Raw genomic sequence first — 21,800 nt, forward strand, 5'->3', positions numbered from 1 at the left:
GGCCCGGTCGATGCGGGATTCGAGCCGCCCGCTTCGAGATAGTCGGAGGAGGCCGAGGGCGCCCGGTGTGTCGGAGACAACGTGCCTGCACAGGGGACCTGCCCGTTGGTTCGGGCGCGCACCCGGCTCACTAGACTGTGGCTGTGGCAGAATCCCAGAGACCGGTCCTCGTCGTCGACTTCGGTGCCCAATACGCCCAGCTGATCGCTCGGCGGGTGCGCGAGGCAAGTGTGTACTCCGAGGTGATTCCGCATACCACCACCGTCGAGGAGATCGCCGAGAAGAACCCGCTCGCGGTGATTCTGTCCGGCGGCCCGGCCAGCGTGTACGCCGAGGGTGCGCCGCAGCTGGACGCGCGGCTCTTCGATCTGGGGCTTCCGGTCTTCGGCATCTGCTACGGCTTCCAGGCGATGGCGCAGGCGCTGGGCGGCACGGTCGCGCACACCGGCACCCGTGAGTACGGCCGCACCGAGCTGAACATCGACGGCGGCCTGCTGCACGGTGGTCTGCCCACCATCCAGCCGGTGTGGATGAGCCACGGTGACGCGGTCACCGACGCGCCGGAGGGCTTCGAGATCACCGGCACCACCGCGGGCGCGCCGGTCGCCGCGTTCGAGGACCGGGCCCGTCGCCTGGCGGGCGTGCAGTACCACCCCGAGGTGCTGCACTCGCCGCACGGTCAGCAGGTGCTCAGCCGCTTCCTGCACGAGCTCGCGGGCATCCCGTCAGCGTGGACGCCCGCCAACATCGCCGACGCGCTGATCGCGCAGGTCCGCGCGCAGGTCGGCGACGGGCACGCGATCTGCGGCCTGTCCGGCGGTGTGGACAGCGCCGTCGCGGCCGCGCTCGTGCAGCGCGCCATCGGTGACAGGCTGACCTGTGTGTTCGTCGATCACGGCCTGCTGCGCTCGGGCGAGCGCGAGCAGGTGCAGCAGGATTTCGTCGCCGCGACGGGCGCCAAGCTGGTCACCGTCGACGCGGTGGACAAGTTCCTCGGCGAGCTGAAGGGCGTCACCGATCCCGAGGAGAAGCGCAAGATCATCGGCCGCGAGTTCATCCGCTCCTTCGAAGACGCGGTGAGCGAGGTCGTCGCCGAGCACGGCGCCGAGGACGGGCAGGCGCCCGAGGTCGAGTTCCTGGTGCAGGGCACGCTGTACCCGGACGTGGTGGAATCCGGCGGCGGCAGCGGCACCGCGAACATCAAGTCGCACCACAATGTCGGTGGGCTGCCGGAGGATCTGGAGTTCGAACTCGTCGAGCCGCTGCGGCTGCTGTTCAAGGACGAGGTCCGCGCGGTCGGCCGCGAGCTGGGCCTGCCCGAGGAAATCGTTGCGCGCCAGCCGTTCCCGGGTCCGGGCCTGGCAATCCGCATTGTCGGCGAGGTCACCGGTGATCGTCTCGCCACGCTGCGGCAGGCCGACGCGATCGCCCGCGAGGAGCTCACCGCGGCCGGGCTGGACCGCCAGATCTGGCAGTGCCCGGTGGTGTTGCTCGCCGATGTGCGCAGCGTCGGCGTGCAGGGCGACGGCCGCACCTACGGTCACCCGATCGTGCTGCGCCCGGTGTCCAGCGAGGACGCCATGACCGCCGACTGGACCCGTTTGCCGTACGAGGTGCTCGAGCGCATTTCGACTCGTATCACCAACGAGGTCGCCGAGGTCAACCGCGTCGTGCTCGATGTCACGAGCAAGCCGCCGGGCACCATCGAGTGGGAGTGATCCCCTGAGACCTCGACGGCCCCCGCACACGAGGTGTGCGGGGGCCGTCGGCGTTTCGGGATTCAGTCCGTCTCGGCGCGGCTCCAGCCGAGGCCGAGGACGAGGTGGCCGAGTAGTGTGCCGCCTCCGGCGTGGGCCCTGGCCGGCGTGACCGGCACGACCCGCGCGACGGGCGTGCCCGGTCGTTGCGGCGGCGTCGGATCGGCCGCGTCGGTCTCGAATTGTTCTCGCGCCATGAGGTTCTCCTGTGCGACTCGGGCCATCGCGCTAGTGCCGTCTGCGGGGGGAGATCACCAGCAGGACGCCGACGACGATGGCGGCGATGACGACGATCCAGCCGAAGGAGATCGCTCCGCTGGCCGTCGCGGTGGGGCCGATGAAGCCCCAGACGCTCACCGCGAGGGCGAGCAGGCCGACTATCAGCAGGGACGCCGACGGTCCTCGGCCTTCGGTCGGGTCCTTGGGGCGGGGTTGTTCAGCCACGCTGCACCTCCACACTGCCGAGATGAATGTCCACATCGAGGTCGAGCACCGGGGCGCCCGGGGTGTTCGGACCGGTGACGCCCTGCGGGCACAGGTTCTCGCCCATGTTGACGGTGCAATCGGTGCGAACGGTCATACCCGCCGGCACCAGGATGCGGGCCTCGCCCATCTGCACATCGACGTTCACCGTCCGGTTCTCGGTCAGGTTCAGCGAACGCAGGTCGAGCGTTCCCGAACCCATCGAGATCCGGTAATCCTGCTGTAGTTCGGCCATCGTCGCGGGCGTCCAGACGTGATCGCCCATGGCGCCCCTGTCGAATTCGATGGGTCCGATCATCGAGGCGAGCATGACGAAGCCGGCGAGCGGAGCGGTGACGACCAGCAGGCCGTAGCCGCGCCGCAGGAACGCGCCGAGCACCAGGCCGAGGCCGATCACGGCCAGGGCCACCGAGGCGATCCGGCCGGGCGTCATCCAGTCCACGCCCGCGGCGGCGATCGCGCCCGTACCCGCCGCGGCCAGGATGGCCAGGCCGAGCACGACCGGGGTGAGCCGGGAACGGGGACGCTTCGGCGGCAAGGCGACCACCGGGCGGGCCGGGGTCGGCTCGGGCAGGTCCCAGGCCAGCGGCGCCACGCCGAGCGGATCCCACGACGGCGGGGTCACGCCGGTGAAGGCCGCGGGCGTCGGGTGGGCCGGGATACGGGCAGGCTGTTCCGCGAGCGTCTTCGGCTCGGTGGGGGCTTTCGGCTCGGCGTCGGGCTTCTCCAGCGAAAGCGATTCCCCGGCGCTCGGCTGCGGTGACGAGGTCCGCGCTTCGAGCACTTCGGTTTTCGCGTCGGTCACCTCGGCGGGTTCGTCGACGCTTTTGTCCAGCGATACGGTCTCCGGCGCATCGGCGCGCAGCACGGGGGTCTCCGCCTCCGGCTCGCGCGGTGTGTCGGGAACGTAGGCGTCCGGCAGCTTGGTGTACGGGCTGTACACCGGCGGGACGTCGGGGACCGGGTAACCGGGGTTGCGCAGCGGGCCGGTCGGGAACGCGGCTCCGGGGTAGCCCGTCGCGGCGAGGCCGTCGGCGAACCCGCTGTCGGCGAAACCGCCGTCGAGTGCGCTGGTGCCCGGCGGCGGCTGCGGGCACCGCATGAACAGCATCCACCAGCCCGCCAGCATCAGGGCCAGGCTGATCATTCCGGAGCCCGCCAGCCCGACGCCGAACGGGCCGACCGTCGTGACCGCGATGGCCAGCGCCACGATCAGCACGACCGTCTTCGTCTGCGACTGTGAGCTGTGTCCCTTGCCGAACAGCGATTCGGCGGCCGAGGACTGATCCCCGGATTCGTTCAGCAGCAGCCAGGCGAGCAGGTACAGCACGATGCCCGCGCCGCCGAAGAAGGTGGACACCACGAACGCGACCCGCACCAGCACCGGGTCGACGTTGTAGCGCTGCCCGAATCCTGCCGCGACGCCCGCGACCGGACCCTGCCGCGGCAACCGGACGGGCCGCGTCTGCCACATCTGCTGCAGCTGATCGCCGAAGGTTGTTCTCGTCATAATCCCCATGGTGCGGCTGACCAGCGGCGCGGCGCATCGGGGGGAACCCTGAAATACATCCTGATCCGGTTGGACGGGCGGGCGCGGGCCCCGGCGATCACATCGTGAACGGATCCCCGAACACCGCGCCGTCCGCGGTCACCTCCGGCGTTTCCGCCGTGATGATCGCGTAAGCCTGCACCGTCAACGGCCCGCCGCAATCCTCGACGTGGACGCGCCGGTCCCGGCTGAACACGTACCCCGTGCTCCCTGGCAGCAGCTCCTTCTCGCCGACCGGCACGTCGACCACCTTGCCCGGGCTGATCGAGAGATCGACGCCGATCCCCGCGCTCAGGTACGGCCCGACGCTCACGTCCACCCCGGGCAGCAGCGACTCCGGCGTCAAACCCAGGTGCGCGCTCGCATCCGCGTCGATGCCGACCTCGGCCCCGAGATCGAGCTTTGCCTTCAGGTCGACCGCGCAGGCCACGAAGTACCCGGTCTTCAGGTGACCGGTTCCGTCCGACACCTGCCCGTAGAACGTATTGTCCAGGAACACGTCCCGATTCGTCGGCATGCCGTTCAGCGATCCCGTCGGCCGGGCCGCATGCTCGGTGTGGCCCACCGTGAACTCCAGCCCGCCCGGGGCGGAGTACGTCTTCTCGTGCGGTGCGAGATCGACCGCCGCCGCCTGCGGTGCGAGCCCCGAGAGGCAACCCACCGCGATCGCGACAGCGGCCAGCCCAGACTTCCCATACATACGGGTATCCCCCTCGTTCCACGCCCGGGCTCCCTACCCGGCGCGACCACGGACTGCCCCCGTGGTCGCTTTCAGCATGGTCGGCGGTCCTGAAGGAATGCTTGGAAAGTCCCTGTAAGAGGGTGTGATTCAGGAGCAGGGTGGGCGGTAGGGGAGTTGGGGGAGGTGGCGTTGCCAGAAGTCCTCGGTCAGTAGGGAGCCGGTGACGTTGCAGATTCGATCGATGGCATGGGAGATGTCGAGGTCCCAGACGCGCAGCCCTCCGCCGGAGATGACGAGGTGGTTGCCGTGGGGGAGGAATTGGGCGGTCCAGTTCTCACCGTCGCGCGGCGGTGCAATGGGGGCGCCGACCTGTCGAGGATTGGCGTGATCTGTCAAGTCCCACAGGGTTATTCGGCTGTCGCCACCTGTGATGACGGCGCTGCGGGAGTCTGCGGCGAAGGAGATACGGTCGACCGAAAGGCTGTCCGCGACGATCGGCGCGCTGATCGGTTGGATGTGGCTGCGGTCGCCGATGTCCCACACCTGCATCAGCTGGTTGTTCACCAGGAGCATCGTCCGGCCATCGGGAGCGAACTGTGCGGTGCTCAGGTTGGTGTCCAGGTCGGGAAGGGCGTTGCCGAGCGGGATAGGTCGTAGCGGATCGGCGAAGTCCCACAACGTGAGTGGCTCCCACACGACATGGCCCGGCACTAATGTGCGGACCGCGAGGAGGCTGCCGTCGCTGCTGAATGCGATGTCTCTCGCGCCGGCGACCGACACCTTTTCGCCGAGCGGGGTGGGGTTGGCGAGATCCTGGAGGCTCCACACTTGGAGCGAGTCGTCGTGTGACGTCACGGCGACCCGCCAATCCGGCCGGATCGCGTAGTGGTCGGTGTTCTCCAGCATTTTCGCCCAGTCGCCGAGACGACGCACGTTCGCCGGATCGGAGATGTCATACAGCGCGATGGGGCGTCCGAGCGAAGTGATGAGCAGGGTAGTGCCGTCTGGGCTGACCTTGGACGGGTAGCTGCCGGATTGGTGCGTGAAGCGACCTAGCAGCCGCCACCGCAACGGATCTCGGGTGTCCCAGATCTCGCTCGCGTCAGCGCCCGAATAGGTGACCGCGCGGTGGCCTGCCGCGTCGAAGAACGGAAAAGCCGACTTCTCTGCCGCGCCCGACACCAGTCCAGGCGGCATCGACCAGACGCGCAGGTTGCCGTCCGGGCCGCTCGCTGTCAGGGTCCGCCCGTCGGAACCGAACGCCAGGTCGGTGGGACCGCCGCGGCAGGGCATCGCCAAGCCGTTCGAGTACCGACAGGTCACCGGACTGATCGCCAGCGGCTCGTCGATAGGTGCGGGCCGGGACGGATCCGCTACGGTCCACAGTGCCGCCCGTTTGGTGGTGGCGACTGCGAGCACCAGGCCGTCCGGGCTGAAGGCGAACGACGACAGGACGAACTCGCCGATATCCACCGGTGCGCTGATCGGTGCGGGCGATATATCTCGCCCGACCCGCCACAGCCTCACCGCCGCCTGTTCCGCCTGCCGGTTGGGTCGCAGCGACCCGTCGCCCGTGCCGACGGCGAGAATTCGCCCGTCCGGGCGGAAGTCCATGTGGCGCAGTGCCGCCGTGTCGGCCTCGATCGGCGATCCGATCGGCACGATGCCCTCGGGGCGGCCGACGTCCCACAGCTGAATCCGCCCGTCGCTGGGCAGCGTAGTCGTAGACAGCTTGTTCGTCAGGACGGCCAACACCGGCTCGGTGGGGCTGAACAGCACGTCGGCACTGATGTCTCGTCCAAGCGGCAGCACCTGCCGAAGCTGTGGGCGAACGGGATCGGTGACGTTCCACAGCGTGACCGAGTCGGCGTTCACGGCGGCGAGGATGTTGCCGTCCGCACTGAAGCTCGTGGCCACGTACGGTCCAGCCTCGGCGCGCGGCAGCTCGGCCAACTGTCGTGGTGTGCCCGGCTCGGAGATGTCCAAGAGCCGCGTGACCTCGTTGCCGCTCGTCGCCATCACGCGACGGATCGGACTGAACCCGACATGCGAGATCTTGCCGGGGAGCTGCGTCAGCTTGCGGGGGTGCTGTGGGTTGCGCGTGTCCCACAGGTAGGCGACGCGGTCGTGGTCGACCGAGGCCAACAGCGCACCCCCTGGCTGCTGAGTCACCTCGACGTACCCGTTGACGTGGGCCGAGACGGTGGTCGCGAGTGGTTGATTCTGCGCGCTGAGCAGCTGGGTTCGCACCGCCTCGTCGCCGGGCCGCATCCGTTCGGCGACGAGATAGAGCTGCGCGGACAGCGAGGGATCGATGGCGCGCAGGCGCTGAGCCTCGGTCAGCACGGCGGCGAAATTCTTCTCCGCACGCTGTCGTTCCCCGAATTCGGTCTGGGTGTAGGCGGTGAGGCCGAGCACCAACAGCACCACTCCCGCCAACGCGAGACCGAGCCGGGTCAGCGAGGTGCGTCGGCGGGTCCGGCCGCGCGATGCGCGCGAGGCGTGCAGGAAGTCGTGGACTACCCCGTCGGCCGCCACGGCGTGGTCGAGCGCCGCCTCCAACCGGGACCCCCGATACAGCAGCGCCGGATCACGCCCCATCGAATCCCATTCGACCGCATCGGCTTCCACCCGCTGCCGCACCAGATAGCCGACCCGGTTCTCATCGATCCAGGCGCGCAGTCGCGGCCAGGCGTCGAGCACGATCTCGTGGGTGAGGAACACCGAGTCGGCGTCCAACGTCACAAGCCGGGTGCGCACGAGCAATTCCAGCGCCGTGGCGGCGGAGAGCGGGTCGGGACTGCGCTGCTGGAGTGCGGGGCGCACCGCGATGCGCCGGGTGTCGCGGGAGTCGCGCGCCACGGTGACGAGTCCGAGCAGGACGTCCTTCGCGGCAGACTGCTGCGGATCGGACAGTTCGCTCCACGCCTGTTCCGCGGTCGCGGCGACGGAGCCGACCACACCGCCCGCCGCGCGATAGCCCGCGACGGTCAGTTTGCGTCCCTCCCGGTGCTGCCAGGTGGCGGCCACGACGTGGGAGAGGAGCGGCAAGGCGCCAGGGTCGTAGCTCTGGCGGGTCCGATGGTCGCCGAGGCCGCAGAGTTCGGTGATGACGAGTTCGTCGAGTCCGGGTTCGAGTTTCAGTCCCGCGCGTTCGGCGGGGCCGGTGATCGCCTCGGTGAGCTCGTCGACGCGCATGGGGCCGAGCAGATAGCTGCGCTTTTCCAGGGACTCTTGCAGAACGGGATAGTCGAGGCAGCGGGCGTAGAAGTCGGCGCGCAGGGCGAGCACGACGGCGACGTTGTCGGTCTGCGTGGCGTGCCGATCGAGCAGCGCCAGGAACTCGTCGCGCTCCTGTTCGTCGGCGCAGACGGTGAAGAGCTCTTCGAATTGGTCGATGATCAGCAGGAGCGATCCATCGGTCGACCTAGTCGCGGCGGCGCGGTCCTCGCCGGATGCTTTCACCGCGTCGGTGCTCGCGAAGTTCTCGCCCAGCACGCCAACAGTCTTCGCCGAGGCGATGCCAGCGGAGTCCTTGTCCTCCGTGCCGAATACTTTCGCCGAGTTGGTGTGGACAGAGTTCTTGCCTTGCGCGCCCGAGGGCTTCGCCGAGTCGGTGTCCGCGACGTCCCTGTCCTGTACGCCAGGAAACTTTGCCGTTTCCGTGCTCGCGGCGTTCTTCTCTTGCCCGCCAAGGGCCTTCGTCAACGAGTCCAGCGGATGCGCGCCGGGCGTCACTGTGACGATGTGCCAGTTACCTTGTCCCCGTGCGAGTTCGGACGACAACCCCGCCGCGAGCAGCGAAGACTTACCGGCTCCCGATGCGCCGATGAGCGTGACGATTCCGCCACCGTCGCGCCCAGTGTTCCGTACCAGCTCGGTGAGCTCCTCGGTCACCCGCTCGCGCCCGAAGAAGATGTCGCTGTCGGTGTTTCGATAGGACTGGAGGCCGAGGTAGGGGCACACGGCGTCGTCGGCGTCGTCGGGCGTCCAGGAGTTCGACGCGGTCCACAGCCGCTTCCACTCCTGCGGGTCCGCGAGTTTCGCGGGCAGCGCGGCGCCGCGCTTCTTCGCGAGATCGATGAGCGTCAGTACCACCGGCAGCAGGGATTCGAAGCGGGCGGGCACATTTCGGCCCGCCTTCCAGTCGCTGATCCGCTGGGCGGACGCCGGGTTCGCCGCCGCGGCGGCCCGCATGCGGTTCTCCGCCTGGGCGGCGACCCTGCGCAGCGTCGGGTTGCCCGCAGCGGCATACAGGTCGGCGAATCGTTCAGCGAAAATCGCTCGTGGCGAACGAATTTCCCCCCGCAGCGCGTCCCCTGTCACGCGTGCCCACGGAAACGTTTGGGCGGTACGAACACAGGGACAATTTACCCGGCCGGGCCGCCGCTCACCTCCTCGACAGAGGCGGTGCGCCGCATCGCGCACCGCCTTCCATCTCGACCTCACAGGAAGATCGGGTCGCCGTAGACCGCTTCGCGCCCGCTGACTTCCGACGACTGCGCGTCGACGATCGTGTACGAGCGGATGGTGAGCGGACCGCCGCAATCCTGCACCGAGACGTGGAAATCGCGGCTGACGAGGTAGCCGGTGCCACCGGGCGGCAGTTCCTTGGTACCGACCTCGAAGGGCTGGACCTTGCCCGGCGTGATCGACAGGTCGATGCTCGCGCCGATGTGCAGGTCGGGGCCGAGGCTCGCGTCCACGCTCGACGAGGCCGAGTCGCCGCTGCTGGAGCCGCCGACCTGGAATCCCGCGTCGAAGCCGATCGCCGCGCCGAGGTCGATGCCGACGGTCAGGTCGACCGCACAGGCGACCAGGTATCCGGCCTTCAGTGTTCCGGTCCCGCCCGCGTCGATCCGGCCGTAGAACGTGTCGTCGAGGAACACCTCCCGATTGGTCGGTATGCCGTTCAGCGGGGCCACCGGATGGAAGGCCTGATCGGAGTGTCCGACGGTGAACCGGAATCCGTTCGGCCCTTCGACCGTCTTCTCGTGCGGCGCCATCGGTGCCGCCCCGGCGAACGGGCTCCCCGTAAGGATCATGCAGACCACCAGGACGGCGGCCGAGAACAGCGACGCGAATACCGATATGTATTTCATGTGTTCCTCCCCGAAGTGCTTTCCCGCCGAAATGCGGGTGATCGAACCGGGTGATCCCGGTGGTGACCGGGTCTTCGGCGACCCAACGGAAAGGTATGGGGCGGTCGATGTCCGGGCCCAGCGCCGCAAGCGGGTCGTGAGCGGGAAAGCCCTGGTCGCGGCGTCGGTGCGGGTTTTCCGGACCGGCGAGGCGAGTGGGCGGGCCCGTGCCGCCGGTCGGGCTCGACGGCCGGGCGACAACTCGGCGGATGCTTGCATCTCCGCAGCTCAACAGGGTTCTTTGTCCGGTCCGGACGGCGTGGTGCGTCCGGATCGTGCTCCGGCTGGACCGGAAAGTCCGGGTTTCGGCGGGGCGGTTCTGCGTACCGGGATCGGTCAGCAGGCCGGGCGAACCGGTGGACCTTTGTTTCCGCAGTTCAACGGGATAGTCGGTCCAGAAGGACAACGTGGTGTGCCCGGATCGCGATCCCCGCGGGGATGAGGGCGAGATCAGGGTGATTCCTGATGGCCGGGGTCGGGGGAGCGTGCCAGTATCGAAGCATGCACCCGACTGGTCCCGCGTTCGACGCTGCCCGCGGCGCCGCTCCGGGCTTCGGGAGCGCGCCCGGGTACGACGCCTCCCGCAGCTTCGGCGGCGGGCGCGGTCTCGGACCCGCCCCGGTGCTCGATCTCGGCAGACATCCGCAGCTGCGGCTGGTGCGCCGGTCCGGCGGACGGATCGTCGGCGGTGTCGCAGGCGGTCTCGCCGACCACCTCGGGCTCGACGTGTTCAAGGTGCGGATGGCGTTCGTGCTGCTTTCCGCGCTGGCGGGGGCGGGCATCATCGCCTACGGCCTGCTGTGGATCTTCACCCCGAGCGGCGCCGATTCGGCCAAGCCGACCGGCACCGAGCGACGCCAGGCGATCGGTCTCGCGCTGCTCGGGCTCGGTCTCTCGGTGGCGGTCTCGTGGTTGATGAACGGCACCGTCGCGGCGAAGGTGATCGTGCCGATCGTCGTCGTCGCGGTAGGCGCCGCGCTGGTCTGGCGCGAATACGACACCGACGGCCCCCGTTCGCTGCTCGGCCTGCCCGCGCACCCCTCGGTGATCACCTGGGCGCGCGTCGTCGCGGGCGCCACCATGGTGGTGCTCGGGCTCGGCGTCGTCGTGCTGGCCAGGATCGATCTGAGCTCGCTCGGTTCGGCGCTGATCGCGGTGGCGGTCACCCTGATCGGCGCCGGACTGCTCACCGTCCCGCTGTGGCTGCGCATGATGCGCGCGCTGAACACCGAGCGCGCGGCCCGCATCCGCAACGAGGAACGCGAGGAGATCGCCTCGCATCTGCACGATTCCGTGTTGCAGACCCTGGCCCTGATCCAGCGTCAAGCGGACGACCCGCAGGAGGTGGCGCGGCTGGCCCGCAGCCAGGAGCGGGAACTGCGCAGGTGGCTGTTCGAGGATTCCGGTCCCGCGCAGTCGAGCTTGGCCGCGGCGCTGCGCACGATCGCGGGCGAGGTGGAGGACCAGCACGGCGTCAAGGTCACCCCCGTGACGGTCGGTGATGTCTCGATGGACGTCGACGACTCCGGAAACGGCCTGCCCAAGGAACATTTCACCGCGCTGCTCGGCGCCAGCAGGGAAGCGATGGTGAACGCCGCCAAGCACGCGGGCGTGCCGACCATCGATCTGTTCGCCGAGGCGGAGCCGCACCAGGTGAGCGTCTTCGTGCGCGACCGCGGTGCCGGATTCGACGTCGCCGCGGTGCCGCAGGACCGGCAGGGCCTCGCCAAATCCATCCGCGGCCGGATCGAACGCCGCGGCGGCCAGGTGGAGATCCTGTCGACTCCCGGTCGCGGCACCGAGGTGCGGATCTTCATGCCGCGCAGCGACTCCGGGGCGCACGAGGGCGCGGTCACCGACGCCGCGGGGGCCGGCGATCCGCCGACCGAGCGCGTCAGGCAGTCGGTGCGGTCCGGAAAGTAGTCGCGGAACCGGCAAGCGGTCGCACTCGGTCGAGTCGCGGGCGATGGACAACGTCGTGGCCGGGCCCGCGGTGTGGTACCGATGGAATGCGGACCTCCTCCTGGTGGGTCGGCGCAGTCAGGGTGGGTCGCTCCACCGAAGGTGAGGAGAAGCAGGTGAGCGTGCGGGTCTTTCTCGTCGACGATCACGCCGTGTTCCGTTCGGGTGTGCGCGCGGAGCTGAGCCGCGAGGCCGACATGGAGGTGGTCGGCGAGGCGGGCGGCGTGTCCGAGGCCATCGCCGGGATCAAGTCCACCCGTCCGGACGTGGTGCTGCTCGACGTGCACATGCCGGACGGCGGTGGCGTCGCGGTGCTGGCGGGTATCGAGGACGGCCCGGTGTGCTTGGCGCTCAGCGTGTCCGACGCCGCCGAGGACGTGATCGCGGTGATCCGCGCCGGCGCACGCGGCTACGTCACCAAGACCATCTCCGGCGCCGAACTCGCCGACGGCATCCGCAGGGTCGCCGGTGGTGACGCCGTCTTCAGCCCGCGACTGGCCGGATTCGTGCTCGACTCGTTCACCGGTAAGTCCCCGGTCCCCGAACCGCCGCTCGACCCGGAACTCGACTCGCTGACTCCGCGCGAACTCGAGGTCCTGCGCCTGCTCGCCCGCGGCTACACCTACCGCGAGATCGCCGAGAACCTCTTCATCTCGGTGAAGACCGTCGAGACGCACGCCTCCAACGTGCTCCGCAAAACCCAGCAGTCCAATCGCAATGCCCTCACCCGCTGGGCGCATCGCCGCCGCATCGATTAGTCCTCGCAAACCTTCCACACGCTTCGCAGCGGATACCCCTGCGAGGCGTGTGGAACGTCTGCGATGTGCCGTTACAGCGCGATGATGATGATGCCCATGATGATGAGCAGGCCGATGAAGAGGCCGATGGCTATGGCCAGGGGGGCGTTGTTGGGTTGGGATTTGGGAGCGCGCTGGGGGGCGGCAGGAGTAGTGGCTCTGGGGTTGGGAGCGGTGCGGTGAGGGCGGGGGAGAGGGGCCGAGTGCGGGCTGCGTAGGCCCGAGGCCGAATTCCGTGCCGCCCAGGGCGGGATGGTGCCGTCTTCGGTGCGCACGGGGGTGCCGAGGATATACGGCCCGGTACCGGGACCGAAAGCGGCGGTGAGGATTTCGTCGCGTGCCTCGGCCATGGTCGGCCTGCGCTGCGGCGCGGGCTCCATCATGTGCAGCAGGGCGTTGGTGAGGATGCCGCTGCGCGAGGGCGGAATGATCTGGGCCATCGCGGCGCGCTCCACCAGGACGTCGCTGTTCTCGTCCAAGCCGAACGGTGGCTGTCCTTCGATCGCGGTGTACAGCGTCGCGCCGAGCGAGAACACGTCGCTGGCCTCGGTCGGCTGCGCGCCGCGCGCCACCTCGGGCGGGAGGTAGGCGGGGGTGCCGGTGATGATCCCGTCCGGCTCGTCGGAGATCTCGCCTGCGCCGCGCGAGATGCCGAAGTCGCTGAGCTTGGCCATGCCGACGGCTTGGCCGCGGTCGGCGACGAGGATGTTGCCCGGTTTGATGTCGCGGTGGACGATGCCGACGGCGTGCGCGGCGGCCAGCGCGTCGGCGACCTGGGCGCCGATCTGTGCGACCTCGATCACCGGCAGCGTGTCGACCAGCGCCAGCGCCCGCGCCACGCTGCGCGAGGGCAGGTGTTCCATCACCAGCCATGGCTCGCCCGCTTCGAGCACCACGTCGTAGACGGCGATGGCGTGCTCGTGCGACAGCTTCGCCGCGACCCGGCCCTCGTGCATGATCTGATTGCGCACCTCGGTGGCCTCGGCCTCGGGCAGTTCGGCGGTGGAGAGCACCTGCTTGATGGCGACCTCCCGGTCGAGCAGCCGGTCGTGCGCGAGCCACACCGCGCCCATGCCGCCGCCGCCGAGCTTGGACTTCAGGCGGTAGCGGCCTGCGACCAGATACTCGGGGCCGACGATGGGACGGGGGCGATCGATCATGGTGTGCAGGGTATCCGAATATCCCCGCGTCGCCGCGCCTCTTGCGCCGACAAGTGGCGGTGCGAGAACAAGTTACGGCGATACCTCGCTTTTCGGGCGGCCTGGCGTTCGGCGCCGGAAAAAGCCGGGCGCGGGGTGCGCGGTGATCCCGGGCGCGTCCGGTGCTCTTGACGGCATTCCGGGGGTGGGTTTCTACTTGAGGCGTATCGAACGTATATTCGATCAGAGATCGATAGCTGGATCGGTGCTGGCTTCCGTTCCTCCGCGTGGAGGTGGGGTCGGTCCGCTCGCTTCGCCTCGGAGTCCATCGTGGGAAGTAGGTGGTTGTGATGGGTTCGGACGTGCGGGTGGGGGAGACAGATAGACAACAGAAGCTGGCCGAGCTGCGCAGTCGGATGGCCGCCATCCCCGGCCGCGGCGAGTCGGCGGCCGCGCGCGTCCCGCATGCCGAGGACATGCGCCGCGAACCGCTACCGGTGCCCCGGGCCCTTGCGGAATTGTTGCCGGAGGGCGGTCTCGGCAAGGGTTCCGTGGTCGCCTACACGGGGGCGCGTTCGCTGCTCGCCGGTCTGCTCGCCGCGGTGACCGAGCACGGCGGGCACGCCGCGGTCGTCGGGGTGCCGAGATTCGGTCTGCTCGCGGCGGCGGAGATGGGCGCCGAGCTGGCACGGCTGGCCGTGATCGCCGATCCCGGCCCCGACCCGGTCGAGGTGGCCGCGGTGCTGCTGGACGGCCTCGACCTGGTCGTACTCGGGCTCGGCGGCGTCGCCGTCCCCCCGGCGCGCACCCGCGTGCTCGCCGCTCGCGCCCGCAGCAAGGGCGCCACCCTGATCGTCGCCGACGGCGATTGGCCCAACCCCACTCTGCGCCTCGACGCCCGCATCGCCGGATACGTCGGTCTCGGCACCGGACACGGCCGCCTGCGTTCCCTCAGCCTCGAGGTCGAGGCGCGGCACCGGGCGAGCCTGCCCCGGCGCGGACGAGTCGAACTGCGCCCCAGCGGTGGTCGTGTCGAATGGTTCGCCCAGGAGACCTCGCCCGCGCCCGTCGAACTGCCGATCGCGCGGGGTGCGGCGTCATGAGTCACCCGGAGACCGGCGCCACGCGGCGTCTCCGAGAGGAGCGGTGCGGCGACCGCCGTGGTGTCCAGAGTGGTGGTGCGGCACCGTGATCCGGCCGCGTGGCGCGACGCGGGTGCTCGCGGTGTGGTGTCAGGACTGGCCCGCGGTCGCGGCGGCGGCCGTGGCCGAGCTGCCGCCGACGCGGCCGGTGGCGGTGCTGTCCGCCAATCGGGTGGTGGCGTGCTCGGCGGTGGCGCGGGCCGAGGGGGTGCGGCGCGGGCTGCGACGCAGAGAGGCGCAGGCGCGGTGCCCGGAATTGTTTCTGGTGCAGGCGGATCCGGATCGGGATGCGCGACTGTTCGAGCCGGTGGTCGCGGCCGTGGACGCCACGGTGCCCGGCGTGGAGGTGCTGCGGCCCGGGCTGCTCGTGCTCGGCGCGCGCGGGGCGGCCCGGTTCTTCGGGTCCGAGGAGACGGCCGCCGAACGGTTGGTCGACGCGGTGGCCGCGGTCGGGGTGGAGGCGCAGATCGGCATCGCCGACGAGCTGTCCACAGCGGTGATCGCGGCGCGGCGCGGGGCGATCGTGCCGTGCGGCGAGGGCGCGGAATTCCTGGCGCCGCTCGCGGTGTCCGAACTCGCGCTGGAGCCGAGCCTGGCCGCGCCGGAGCGCGCCGAGCTGGTGGACCTGTTGCACCGCTTGGGTTTACGCCGGATCGGTGATTTCGCGGCGCTCGGCCCCGCCGAGGTCGCCTCCCGCTTCGGCGCGGACGCCGTGCTCGCGCATCGCAGCGCGCGCGCCGTCCCGGAACGCCCGCCCGCCGCGCGCCGCCCGCCGCCCGAGCTCGCGGTGGAGCAGCGCTGCGACCCGCCGATCGACCGGGTCGACGTGGCCGCCTTCGCGGGACGCATGCTCGCCACCCGGCTGCACGCCAAGCTGTCCGACGCCGCGCTGGCCTGCACCCGGCTCGCGGTGTTCGCCGAAACCGAAGCGGGCGAACAGCTCTCCCGGATCTGGCGGTGCGCCGAGCCGCTCACCCCCGAGGACACCGCCGACCGGGTGCGCTGGCAGCTCGACGGCTGGCTGACCCGCCGCGATCGCCCCACCGCACCGGTTACATTGCTGCGCCTGGAACCCGTGGAGGTCGTGCGGGCGGGCGCGCTGCAACTCGGTCTGTGGGGCGGCGTCGGCGAGGAGGACGAGCGCGCCCGCCGCGCCCTGGTCCGGGTGCAGGGACTGCTCGGCGGCGAGGCGGTCCAGGTGGGAGTGCTCAGCGGCGGCCGCGGTCCCGCCGAACGCGTCACCATGGTCGTGCTCGGTGACGAACGGGTGCCCGCGGCCGATCCGGAGCTGCCATGGCCCGGCCGGCTACCGGAACCCGCCCCCGCGGTGCTGCTGCTGAACCGTCCCGTTGTGCGCCTGGAGGCGGCCGACGGAACGCCGGTCCTGGTCACCGAGCGCGGCCTGTTCACCGCCGACCCGGCCCGCCTGCACTGGGGCAGCCGCAGCTGGCCGCTGGCGGGCTGGGCCGGACCGTGGCCGATGGACGAGCACTGGTGGGTCCCCGATTCCGCCGCGGCGGCCCGCGCCCAGGTTCAGCTGGGCGGCGACGCGGGCGAGGTCCGGGTGTTGCTGCTCGTCTACAGCGACGAGTCGTGGCGAGCCGAGGGACTTTACGACTGATCCGCCCGCCAGTCCTGGCGCGCCGCCCAGTCACGCAGGCTGGTGGCTCCGGTCTCGAGCACCGACGGATCGGGTTCCGGAGGTGTCGGCGCTCCCGGGGGTGGCGGTGTGTATACCGAGGCGACGCCTTCGGCGGCCTCGATCCCGAGGTGCGGGGCGAGCATCTCCCGATAAGCGGTGGGAGATATGGAATTCCACCGCACCGGGTGTCCGAGGGCTGCGCTGAGTTCGGCGGCGACCTCGTCTCCCGTCAGTGCCTGTGGGCCCGCCACGATTCGCAGCGGGGGTCGAGCCGTCGCAGTGATCAAGGCCGCGACGGCTGCGCCGAGATCGTCCAGCGCGACCCATGGGACGGGTATTTCCCGCGGCAGCGGGTAGGCGATCTCTCCGGCGCGCACGAGCGGGGCGGACCAGGGCGCTACGAGGTTCTCCATGTACTGCCGAGCGGGTGCGACCACCGTGGCCGCCTCGATGTCGCGGGACAGTTCGGCGGACAGCAGCACGCGGGCATCCACGAACGGCACGCCGACGGGCGCGGGCGGCATCACGCTGCCGGTATTGAGAACGACTCGCCGCACGCCTGCCTTGCGGAGTCCGGCCAGCACGGACTCGGCCTGCCGGACGGCGAGGTCGGTGAAGACCAGCGGCAACTGCACGATCACGACGTCGGCGCCCGCGTACGCGGCGGCCAGCGACTCGGGTTCGAGTAGATCGGCCTGGACCGGCTCGGCATCCGGATGCAGCCGGGTAGAAGAAGAGCGGACGATGCCCCGGACGCGGTGCCCCGCCGACAGCAGCCCGCGGACGATGGCCGCGCCCTGCGTTCCGGTCGCGCCGTGGACGATCACGGTTGATGTGTTCATGCTCGCGACGTTAGTTTCCAGAATGAAGCAATACCTAGAAAGTGATATAGTTTTCCAATGGGAACTATTGGCGTTGAGCAGCTGAAACGCTTGCAAGAAGCCGCTTGTTCTGGCTGCGGTGTAGAACGCACGCTGAAGGTCCTGGACGGAAAGTGGACGACGCTGATCGTCCGAGAACTACTGTCCGGCCCCAAGCGCTTCGGCGACCTGCGCGCGGCACTCGGTTCGCCGAGCGCCAAGACCCTCACCGATCGCCTCCGCGCCCTCGAACACCAGCGGATCCTCACCCGCACCGTCTATGCCGAAGTCCCGCCCCGCGTCGTCTATCAGCTCACCGAAGACGGCGAGAGTCTCAGCGACATCCTCTACGCCATGTTGAAGTGGGGCGAGGAACACCCTCTCGTCGAGGACTGACAGCCGCGCCGAACGGTGCCTTCCGGCGAGTTCGGCGTCGCTCGGACGGCGTTCGGCCGCTGTGATACTGCCGACAAATCCTGGGTGGCGGCCGGGTGGTGGTCGGTACCCTCGAACATCGTGGATCTGACGGTTGCCCGGATGGCGTTCGGTGGGGTGCAGATCGCCTTTCGCGATTCGGGGGCGGTCGACGACACGCCCGTCGTGCTGGTGCACGGGATGGGCGGGGACGGGCACACCTGGGATCGCTTCGCGCGCCGGTTGGCGCGGACCGGGCGACGGGTGATCATCCCGGATCTGCGTGGGCACGGCCGCAGCGCGCACACCGATTCCTACCGATTCGACGAGTTCGGCGCCGACGTGCTGCGCCTGTGCGAACACCTCGACCTGCGCCAGGTGGATCTCGTCGGGCACTCGCTCGGCGGTTACGCGGTGTCCTGCGTCGCGCAGGAGCGGCCCGAGCTGGTGCGCAGGCTGGTGATCGAGGAGTGTCCGCTTCCGCTGCGCTCCGGTGACGAGGAACTGCGGCTGACCCGCCGTTTCCCCACCATCCCCGAACTCTGGCACGCCACGACCAGCCTGATCCGGCACCCGCGCGCCGTGCTGGCCTTCGACCGCTCGATGACCCGCACCGCACTGGAGCAGTTCCGCAAGCCGAACCCGGAATGGTGGGACCGGCTGTCCGACATCACCGCACCCACGCTGGTACTGCGCGGCGGGCCGGGCGGCATGGTCGATCCGGAGAAGCTGGCGGTGCTGCTCGACTTGGTTCCCGACTGCACCGCCACCCCGTTCTCCTGCGGCCACAGCATCCATCGCGACCGGTACCGCGAGTTCGAGGCCGTGGTGCTGCCGTTCCTCGCGCGGTGAACGCCTTCGACGGCTTGCCCTGTTCGTCGGCCTCGGCCGACGTCCCGCTGCCCGGCACCGCGACGCGGGTGAGCGGATGGCTCTGCGTCGAACATCCCGGCGCGTGGGGTCGTGACGTGATCGGCGACGAGGTGCTCGGTCCCGGCATCACCGCGGAACTCGCCGCGCGCACCACCGCCGCGCGGGTGCGCCCGACCCTGATCCGTCGCCCCGGACGCAGCGAATTCACCGGAGTCCGAACGGTTCTGCTGGTCAACTCGCGCGCCGAAGGCGGCTGGTGCGAGCGGCTCGAGATCGCCGACCTGAAGCAGTTGCTCGACATCGATCTCCACCTGCTCGACGGTCCGCCGCCGGGCCTCGGGGAACTGGTGACCGATCCGCTGGTCCTGGTATGCGCGCACGGCAAGCGCGATCAGTGCTGCGCCATGCTCGGTCGCCCCATCGCCGCGGCGTTGTCGGCCGCTCATCCCGGCCGGGTCTGGGAGTGCTCGCACACCGGCGGCCATCGCTTCGCGCCCGCCATGGTGCTGCTGCCTTCGGGACTCACCTACGGGCGCGTCGACGCCGCCGCCGCGAACGCTGCCGTGGCGGCCGTGCACCGCGGCGAGGTGGCGCTCACCGGTCTGCGCGGGCGCAGCGGACACAATCCCGTCGAACAGGTCGCCGAACTCGCGGTGCGCGCCGAGGTCGCCGCGGGCCTGGACGACCTCACGGTGCGCTCGGAACCCGAAAACAACTCCGTCGCAACAGATCCCACGTACGTGGGCAGCGCGCTCGTCAGCCACCACGACGGCAGGCGCTGGCGCGTCACCGCACGGACGGTCGCCTATGCCCCGCGACAGGCCAGCTGCGGCGCGGGCCCGAAACCGGTCACCGCGTTGGTCGCCGACCCCATCCAGCCGCTGCCCTGACCCCCGGGCTGGCGTGCTTCGGATGCTGGCGCGGCCGGGCGGCGCGGGGCAGGTAATGTCCCGACGACAAGCCGGTCGAGGGAGGGACGCGATGACGACACCGCCGTGGGGATCGAACATGCCGGGTTATCCGCCCGGACCACCGCACGGTGGCGTGCCGGGATATCCGCCGCAACCCCACGGTGCGCCTCCAGTTCCGCCGCCCGGCGGGTATCCCGTTCCGCCGCAAGGCCACCCGGCCCCGCCCGGCTATCCCGCCCCGCCACCGCATGGGCACCCGGCTCCGCCGCCCGGCTACCCGGCCCCGCCGCCGGGCTATCACCAACCGCCACCACCCGCTCAGCCGAACCTCGAATTCGCAGGCACCCCAGCGGTCAAGGCGTATCTCGCCGCGGTGACGCATCACATGACCGTCGGCCGGATGCAGATCGCGCAGCACATGGTCGGTCCGCTGATGAGCCTGGTCGGCGTCACCGCGGTGATCGCGACCGCGCTGAACCCGATCGATCTCGTGCTCTGCGTCGCCACGCTGGAGGAGATCTCGCCCGCCGCCGTCGACGACTTCCCGCGCCAGGTGGACGGTTTCGCCAAGAATCAGCGCAGACGGAGTGTGTTCGGGGTGAAGGGCGGCGCGATGGGAGTGGCGGCGCTGGTATCCGAACGCGTACACCCCGCCGCCGTGCAGGCGCTGCGCAATCGGCCGATGAGCTTCGGCTCGGTGGTGACGCCCGCGGTGGTGGATCTGGGGAATCGGCAGCTGCACATCGCCGCCAACACGCCCGCCGTCGGCCTGGCGATGTGGCACAGCGTGCGCTCGCAGGCGCGGGCCTACCTGCCGGAGCCGCGCCTGGTCCTGGGGTAGTCCCCGATCACCAGTGGGTGCCGGGGACCCAGCGCGCGGCGCGGCGCAGCACGGTGCCGGTGACTCGGCGCGCGGTGGATGGCTGCTGCGGTTCCGGTTGCGTGGCAACGGGCTCCACGTCGTCCTCGATGTCGGTGATCTCGCCCTTGGCGGCGGGGGAGTCCGGCAGCGCACGGTAGTAGCGGTGCAGCATGCGGTCGCGGAGCTTGGGTGTGAGCAGCGCGCCGTACTCGGCGAAGGTGCCGATCGGGACGTCGATCCGCTTGGGGCGCTCGGTGAGCGCGCGCACGATCGTGGCCGCCGCCCATTCCGGTGATTCCGACGGGCCCTGGTCGCCGCTCGGTGTGATCATCGGCGTGCGCACCAACGGCATGTGGATGGTGGTGAAGGTGACGCCGTCGGCCATGGTCTCCACGGCGGCCACCTCGGTGAACTTGTCCAGCGCCGCCTTGCTGGCCAGGTACGCGGCGAATCTGGGGGTCGCGACCTGCACGCCCGCGCTGCTGATCTGCACGACGTGGCCGAACTTGCGCTCGCGCATCTGGGGCAGCAGGGCGAGCGTCATGCGCAGCGCGCCGAAGTAGTTCACCGCCATGGTGCGCTCGAAGTCGTGCAGGCGGTCGGTGGAGCGGTGGATGGCGCGGCGGATGGAGCGGCCCGCGTTGTTCACCAGCATGTCGACGTGGCCGTGCTCGTCGAGGATGGTCTTGACGGTGTGGTCGACGGAATCGGAATCCGTGACGTCGCACTGGTATCCGTATGCCGAGCTGCCCGCGGCACGGATCTCGTCGACCACGGTCGCGAGCTCGTCGCCGCGGCGGGCCAGCAGGAACACGGTGGCGCCCTTGGCGGCCACGGCCGCCGCGGCGGCCCGGCCGATGCCGGAGGAAGCGCCGGTGATGAGGACGTGCCTGCCGGTCAGGTCCCGGTTGCGGCGGTTGCGTCGGCTCTGCCCGCGCGCACCGGCGTCGTCGGCGGAAGCTTGGGTCATCGGGTTGCTCCTTTGTCGCGGTCAACGGAGACGGCCAGGGTTGGCACGAACTTACTCTGAAGTAAGTTTACCCGCCAAGTGGCGCTCGTCACGCCCGAGGACATGGCCGAACGAACCTCGAATACATCGAACATATGTGCGATACTCGTGCGCATGGCGGACGATCGGATGGCGGACATCTTTGCCGCGGTGCGGCTCGGCAGCGGAAACCCGGAAGCGGCGCGGCGTGCGCTCGGCGCGCTGTGGGAGGAATTGGACCCGTCCGGTGATCCCTTGCAGCGCTGCGTGATCGCGCATCATCTAGCCGTCCTACAGGAAGCGGACGAGGACGCGCTGAGCTGGGATCAGCGCGCGCTCACCGCGGTGTTCGGGCCCGGTATCCCGCTGGACGAGGGCCTGCGCTGCTTCCTGCCCTCGCTGTATCTGAATCTGGCCGACAGTCACCGCAGGCTCGGCGACTTCGACGGCGCGCGAATGCAATTGGCGATCGCGCGCGGCCACCTGCGGATCCTGGCCGACGACGCCTACGGCGAGATGATTCGCGACGGGCTGGACCGGGTGGATGCCGCGGTGGCGGCCGGCTCCACCGCGCGCGTTCGCGGGGACTGATCGACCG

19 protein-coding genes are annotated in these 21,800 nt (G+C 70.1%); 10 read left to right on the forward strand and 9 right to left on the reverse strand.

Annotated features, from left to right (window positions below; genetic code table 11):
* Positions 1 to 137: 137 nt before the first annotated feature.
* Positions 138 to 1,718, forward strand: a complete 1,581-nt coding sequence (gene guaA / locus ACRWNM_RS05875; RefSeq protein WP_431964239.1) for a glutamine-hydrolyzing GMP synthase — start codon at positions 138 to 140, stop codon at positions 1,716 to 1,718.
* Positions 1,719 to 1,780: 62 nt separating this feature from the next.
* On the opposite strand, the gene ACRWNM_RS05880 is transcribed toward guaA, so the two are convergent.
* The 6 genes from ACRWNM_RS05880 to ACRWNM_RS05905 all read right to left on the reverse strand — a co-directional run bounded on the left by ACRWNM_RS05880 (position 1,781) and on the right by ACRWNM_RS05905 (position 9,573).
* Complete coding sequence (locus ACRWNM_RS05880) at positions 1,781 to 1,954, reverse strand: hypothetical protein (RefSeq protein WP_431964241.1); 174 nt, start codon at positions 1,952 to 1,954, stop codon at positions 1,781 to 1,783.
* A 31-nt stretch (positions 1,955 to 1,985) separates the two neighbouring features.
* Entirely contained in the window at positions 1,986 to 2,201 is a 216-nt protein-coding gene (locus tag ACRWNM_RS05885; RefSeq protein WP_431964243.1) for a hypothetical protein, read from the reverse strand.
* Positions 2,194 to 3,759: a PspC domain-containing protein gene (locus ACRWNM_RS05890; RefSeq protein ID WP_431964245.1), complete on the reverse strand. Its 1,566-nt coding sequence runs from the start codon at positions 3,757 to 3,759 to the stop codon at positions 2,194 to 2,196. The genes ACRWNM_RS05885 and ACRWNM_RS05890 overlap by 8 nt, the downstream gene beginning before the upstream one ends.
* A gap of 88 nt (positions 3,760 to 3,847) precedes the next feature.
* Entirely contained in the window at positions 3,848 to 4,489 is a 642-nt protein-coding gene (locus ACRWNM_RS05895) for an MspA family porin (protein WP_431964247.1), read from the reverse strand.
* Positions 4,490 to 4,618: 129 nt separating this feature from the next.
* Positions 4,619 to 8,899: an NACHT and WD repeat domain-containing protein gene (locus tag ACRWNM_RS05900; protein WP_431964249.1), complete on the reverse strand. Its 4,281-nt coding sequence runs from the start codon at positions 8,897 to 8,899 to the stop codon at positions 4,619 to 4,621.
* A 17-nt stretch (positions 8,900 to 8,916) separates the two neighbouring features.
* Complete coding sequence (locus tag ACRWNM_RS05905) at positions 8,917 to 9,573, reverse strand: MspA family porin (RefSeq protein WP_431964251.1); 657 nt, start codon at positions 9,571 to 9,573, stop codon at positions 8,917 to 8,919.
* A gap of 540 nt (positions 9,574 to 10,113) precedes the next feature.
* On the opposite strand from ACRWNM_RS05905, the gene ACRWNM_RS05910 reads away from it, so the two are divergent.
* Entirely contained in the window at positions 10,114 to 11,535 is a 1,422-nt protein-coding gene (locus tag ACRWNM_RS05910) for an ATP-binding protein (RefSeq protein ID WP_431964253.1), read from the forward strand.
* A gap of 161 nt (positions 11,536 to 11,696) precedes the next feature.
* The gene (locus ACRWNM_RS05915; RefSeq protein WP_357407925.1) at positions 11,697 to 12,332 is read left to right on the forward strand and encodes a response regulator transcription factor; all 636 of its coding nucleotides are present in this window, start codon (positions 11,697 to 11,699) and stop codon (positions 12,330 to 12,332) included.
* 71 nt (positions 12,333 to 12,403) lie between these two features.
* On the opposite strand, the gene ACRWNM_RS05920 is transcribed toward ACRWNM_RS05915, so the two are convergent.
* Complete coding sequence (locus tag ACRWNM_RS05920) at positions 12,404 to 13,531, reverse strand: protein kinase domain-containing protein (RefSeq protein ID WP_431964255.1); 1,128 nt, start codon at positions 13,529 to 13,531, stop codon at positions 12,404 to 12,406.
* 329 nt (positions 13,532 to 13,860) lie between these two features.
* On the opposite strand from ACRWNM_RS05920, the gene ACRWNM_RS05925 reads away from it, so the two are divergent.
* The gene (locus ACRWNM_RS05925; protein ID WP_431964257.1) at positions 13,861 to 14,613 is read left to right on the forward strand and encodes a hypothetical protein; all 753 of its coding nucleotides are present in this window, start codon (positions 13,861 to 13,863) and stop codon (positions 14,611 to 14,613) included.
* Between the two features lie 85 nt (positions 14,614 to 14,698).
* Entirely contained in the window at positions 14,699 to 16,273 is a 1,575-nt protein-coding gene (locus tag ACRWNM_RS05930; protein ID WP_431964259.1) for a DNA polymerase Y family protein, read from the forward strand.
* On the opposite strand, the gene ACRWNM_RS05935 is transcribed toward ACRWNM_RS05930, so the two are convergent.
* A complete protein-coding gene (locus tag ACRWNM_RS05935) occupies positions 16,264 to 17,136 on the reverse strand; it encodes an NAD(P)H-binding protein (protein ID WP_431964261.1) in 873 nt (290 codons plus the stop codon). The genes ACRWNM_RS05930 and ACRWNM_RS05935 overlap by 10 nt on opposite strands.
* A 57-nt stretch (positions 17,137 to 17,193) precedes the next feature.
* On the opposite strand from ACRWNM_RS05935, the gene ACRWNM_RS05940 reads away from it, so the two are divergent.
* From ACRWNM_RS05940 to ACRWNM_RS05955, 4 genes are all read left to right on the forward strand, one after another.
* Complete coding sequence (locus ACRWNM_RS05940; RefSeq protein WP_431964263.1) at positions 17,194 to 17,550, forward strand: winged helix-turn-helix transcriptional regulator; 357 nt, start codon at positions 17,194 to 17,196, stop codon at positions 17,548 to 17,550.
* Positions 17,551 to 17,691: 141 nt separating this feature from the next.
* Positions 17,692 to 18,420 (forward strand): alpha/beta fold hydrolase, encoded by a 729-nt coding sequence (locus ACRWNM_RS05945; RefSeq protein WP_431964540.1) that lies wholly within the window; start codon positions 17,692 to 17,694, stop codon positions 18,418 to 18,420.
* Positions 18,417 to 19,331 carry a sucrase ferredoxin gene (locus ACRWNM_RS05950; protein WP_431964265.1) on the forward strand — a complete coding sequence of 305 codons (915 nt, stop codon included), beginning with the start codon at positions 18,417 to 18,419 and terminating at the stop codon, positions 19,329 to 19,331. Before ACRWNM_RS05945 ends, ACRWNM_RS05950 begins: the two co-directional genes overlap by 4 nt.
* A 91-nt stretch (positions 19,332 to 19,422) precedes the next feature.
* The gene (locus ACRWNM_RS05955) at positions 19,423 to 20,193 is read left to right on the forward strand and encodes a hypothetical protein (protein WP_431964267.1); all 771 of its coding nucleotides are present in this window, start codon (positions 19,423 to 19,425) and stop codon (positions 20,191 to 20,193) included.
* A 7-nt stretch (positions 20,194 to 20,200) separates the two neighbouring features.
* Here ACRWNM_RS05955 and ACRWNM_RS05960 read toward each other — a convergent pair whose 3' ends face one another.
* The gene (locus ACRWNM_RS05960; protein WP_431964269.1) at positions 20,201 to 21,184 is read right to left on the reverse strand and encodes an SDR family NAD(P)-dependent oxidoreductase; all 984 of its coding nucleotides are present in this window, start codon (positions 21,182 to 21,184) and stop codon (positions 20,201 to 20,203) included.
* Positions 21,185 to 21,337: 153 nt separating this feature from the next.
* Here ACRWNM_RS05960 and ACRWNM_RS05965 point away from each other — a divergent pair, with 153 nt between their 5' ends.
* A complete protein-coding gene (locus ACRWNM_RS05965; RefSeq protein WP_431964271.1) occupies positions 21,338 to 21,793 on the forward strand; it encodes a hypothetical protein in 456 nt (151 codons plus the stop codon).
* Positions 21,794 to 21,800: the final 7 nt, after the last annotated feature.

Origin of the sequence: Nocardia sp. bgisy134 (assembly GCF_965341865.1) — a bacterium.
Lineage (GTDB): Bacteria > Actinomycetota > Actinomycetes > Mycobacteriales > Mycobacteriaceae > Nocardia.

Excerpts from the sequence above, each read along its gene's own strand:
- ACRWNM_RS05920 (WP_431964255.1), bottom strand. The coding sequence starts at position 13,531 with ATGATCGATCGCCCCCGTCCCATCGTCGGCCCCGAGTATCTGGTCGCA.
- ACRWNM_RS05955 (WP_431964267.1), top strand. The coding sequence starts at position 19,423 with ATGACGACACCGCCGTGGGGATCGAACATGCCGGGTTATCCGCCCGGA.
- ACRWNM_RS05905 (WP_431964251.1), bottom strand. The coding sequence starts at position 9,573 with ATGAAATACATATCGGTATTCGCGTCGCTGTTCTCGGCCGCCGTCCTG.
- ACRWNM_RS05965 (WP_431964271.1), top strand. The coding sequence starts at position 21,338 with ATGGCGGACGATCGGATGGCGGACATCTTTGCCGCGGTGCGGCTCGGC.
- ACRWNM_RS05945 (WP_431964540.1), top strand. The coding sequence starts at position 17,692 with ATGGCGTTCGGTGGGGTGCAGATCGCCTTTCGCGATTCGGGGGCGGTC.
- ACRWNM_RS05940 (WP_431964263.1), top strand. The coding sequence starts at position 17,194 with ATGGGAACTATTGGCGTTGAGCAGCTGAAACGCTTGCAAGAAGCCGCT.
- ACRWNM_RS05910 (WP_431964253.1), top strand. The coding sequence starts at position 10,114 with ATGCACCCGACTGGTCCCGCGTTCGACGCTGCCCGCGGCGCCGCTCCG.
- ACRWNM_RS05880 (WP_431964241.1), bottom strand. The coding sequence starts at position 1,954 with ATGGCGCGAGAACAATTCGAGACCGACGCGGCCGATCCGACGCCGCCG.
- ACRWNM_RS05890 (WP_431964245.1), bottom strand. The coding sequence starts at position 3,759 with ATGGGGATTATGACGAGAACAACCTTCGGCGATCAGCTGCAGCAGATG.
- ACRWNM_RS05960 (WP_431964269.1), bottom strand. The coding sequence starts at position 21,184 with ATGACCCAAGCTTCCGCCGACGACGCCGGTGCGCGCGGGCAGAGCCGA.
- ACRWNM_RS05925 (WP_431964257.1), top strand. The coding sequence starts at position 13,861 with ATGGGTTCGGACGTGCGGGTGGGGGAGACAGATAGACAACAGAAGCTG.
- ACRWNM_RS05895 (WP_431964247.1), bottom strand. The coding sequence starts at position 4,489 with ATGTATGGGAAGTCTGGGCTGGCCGCTGTCGCGATCGCGGTGGGTTGC.
- ACRWNM_RS05935 (WP_431964261.1), bottom strand. The coding sequence starts at position 17,136 with ATGAACACATCAACCGTGATCGTCCACGGCGCGACCGGAACGCAGGGC.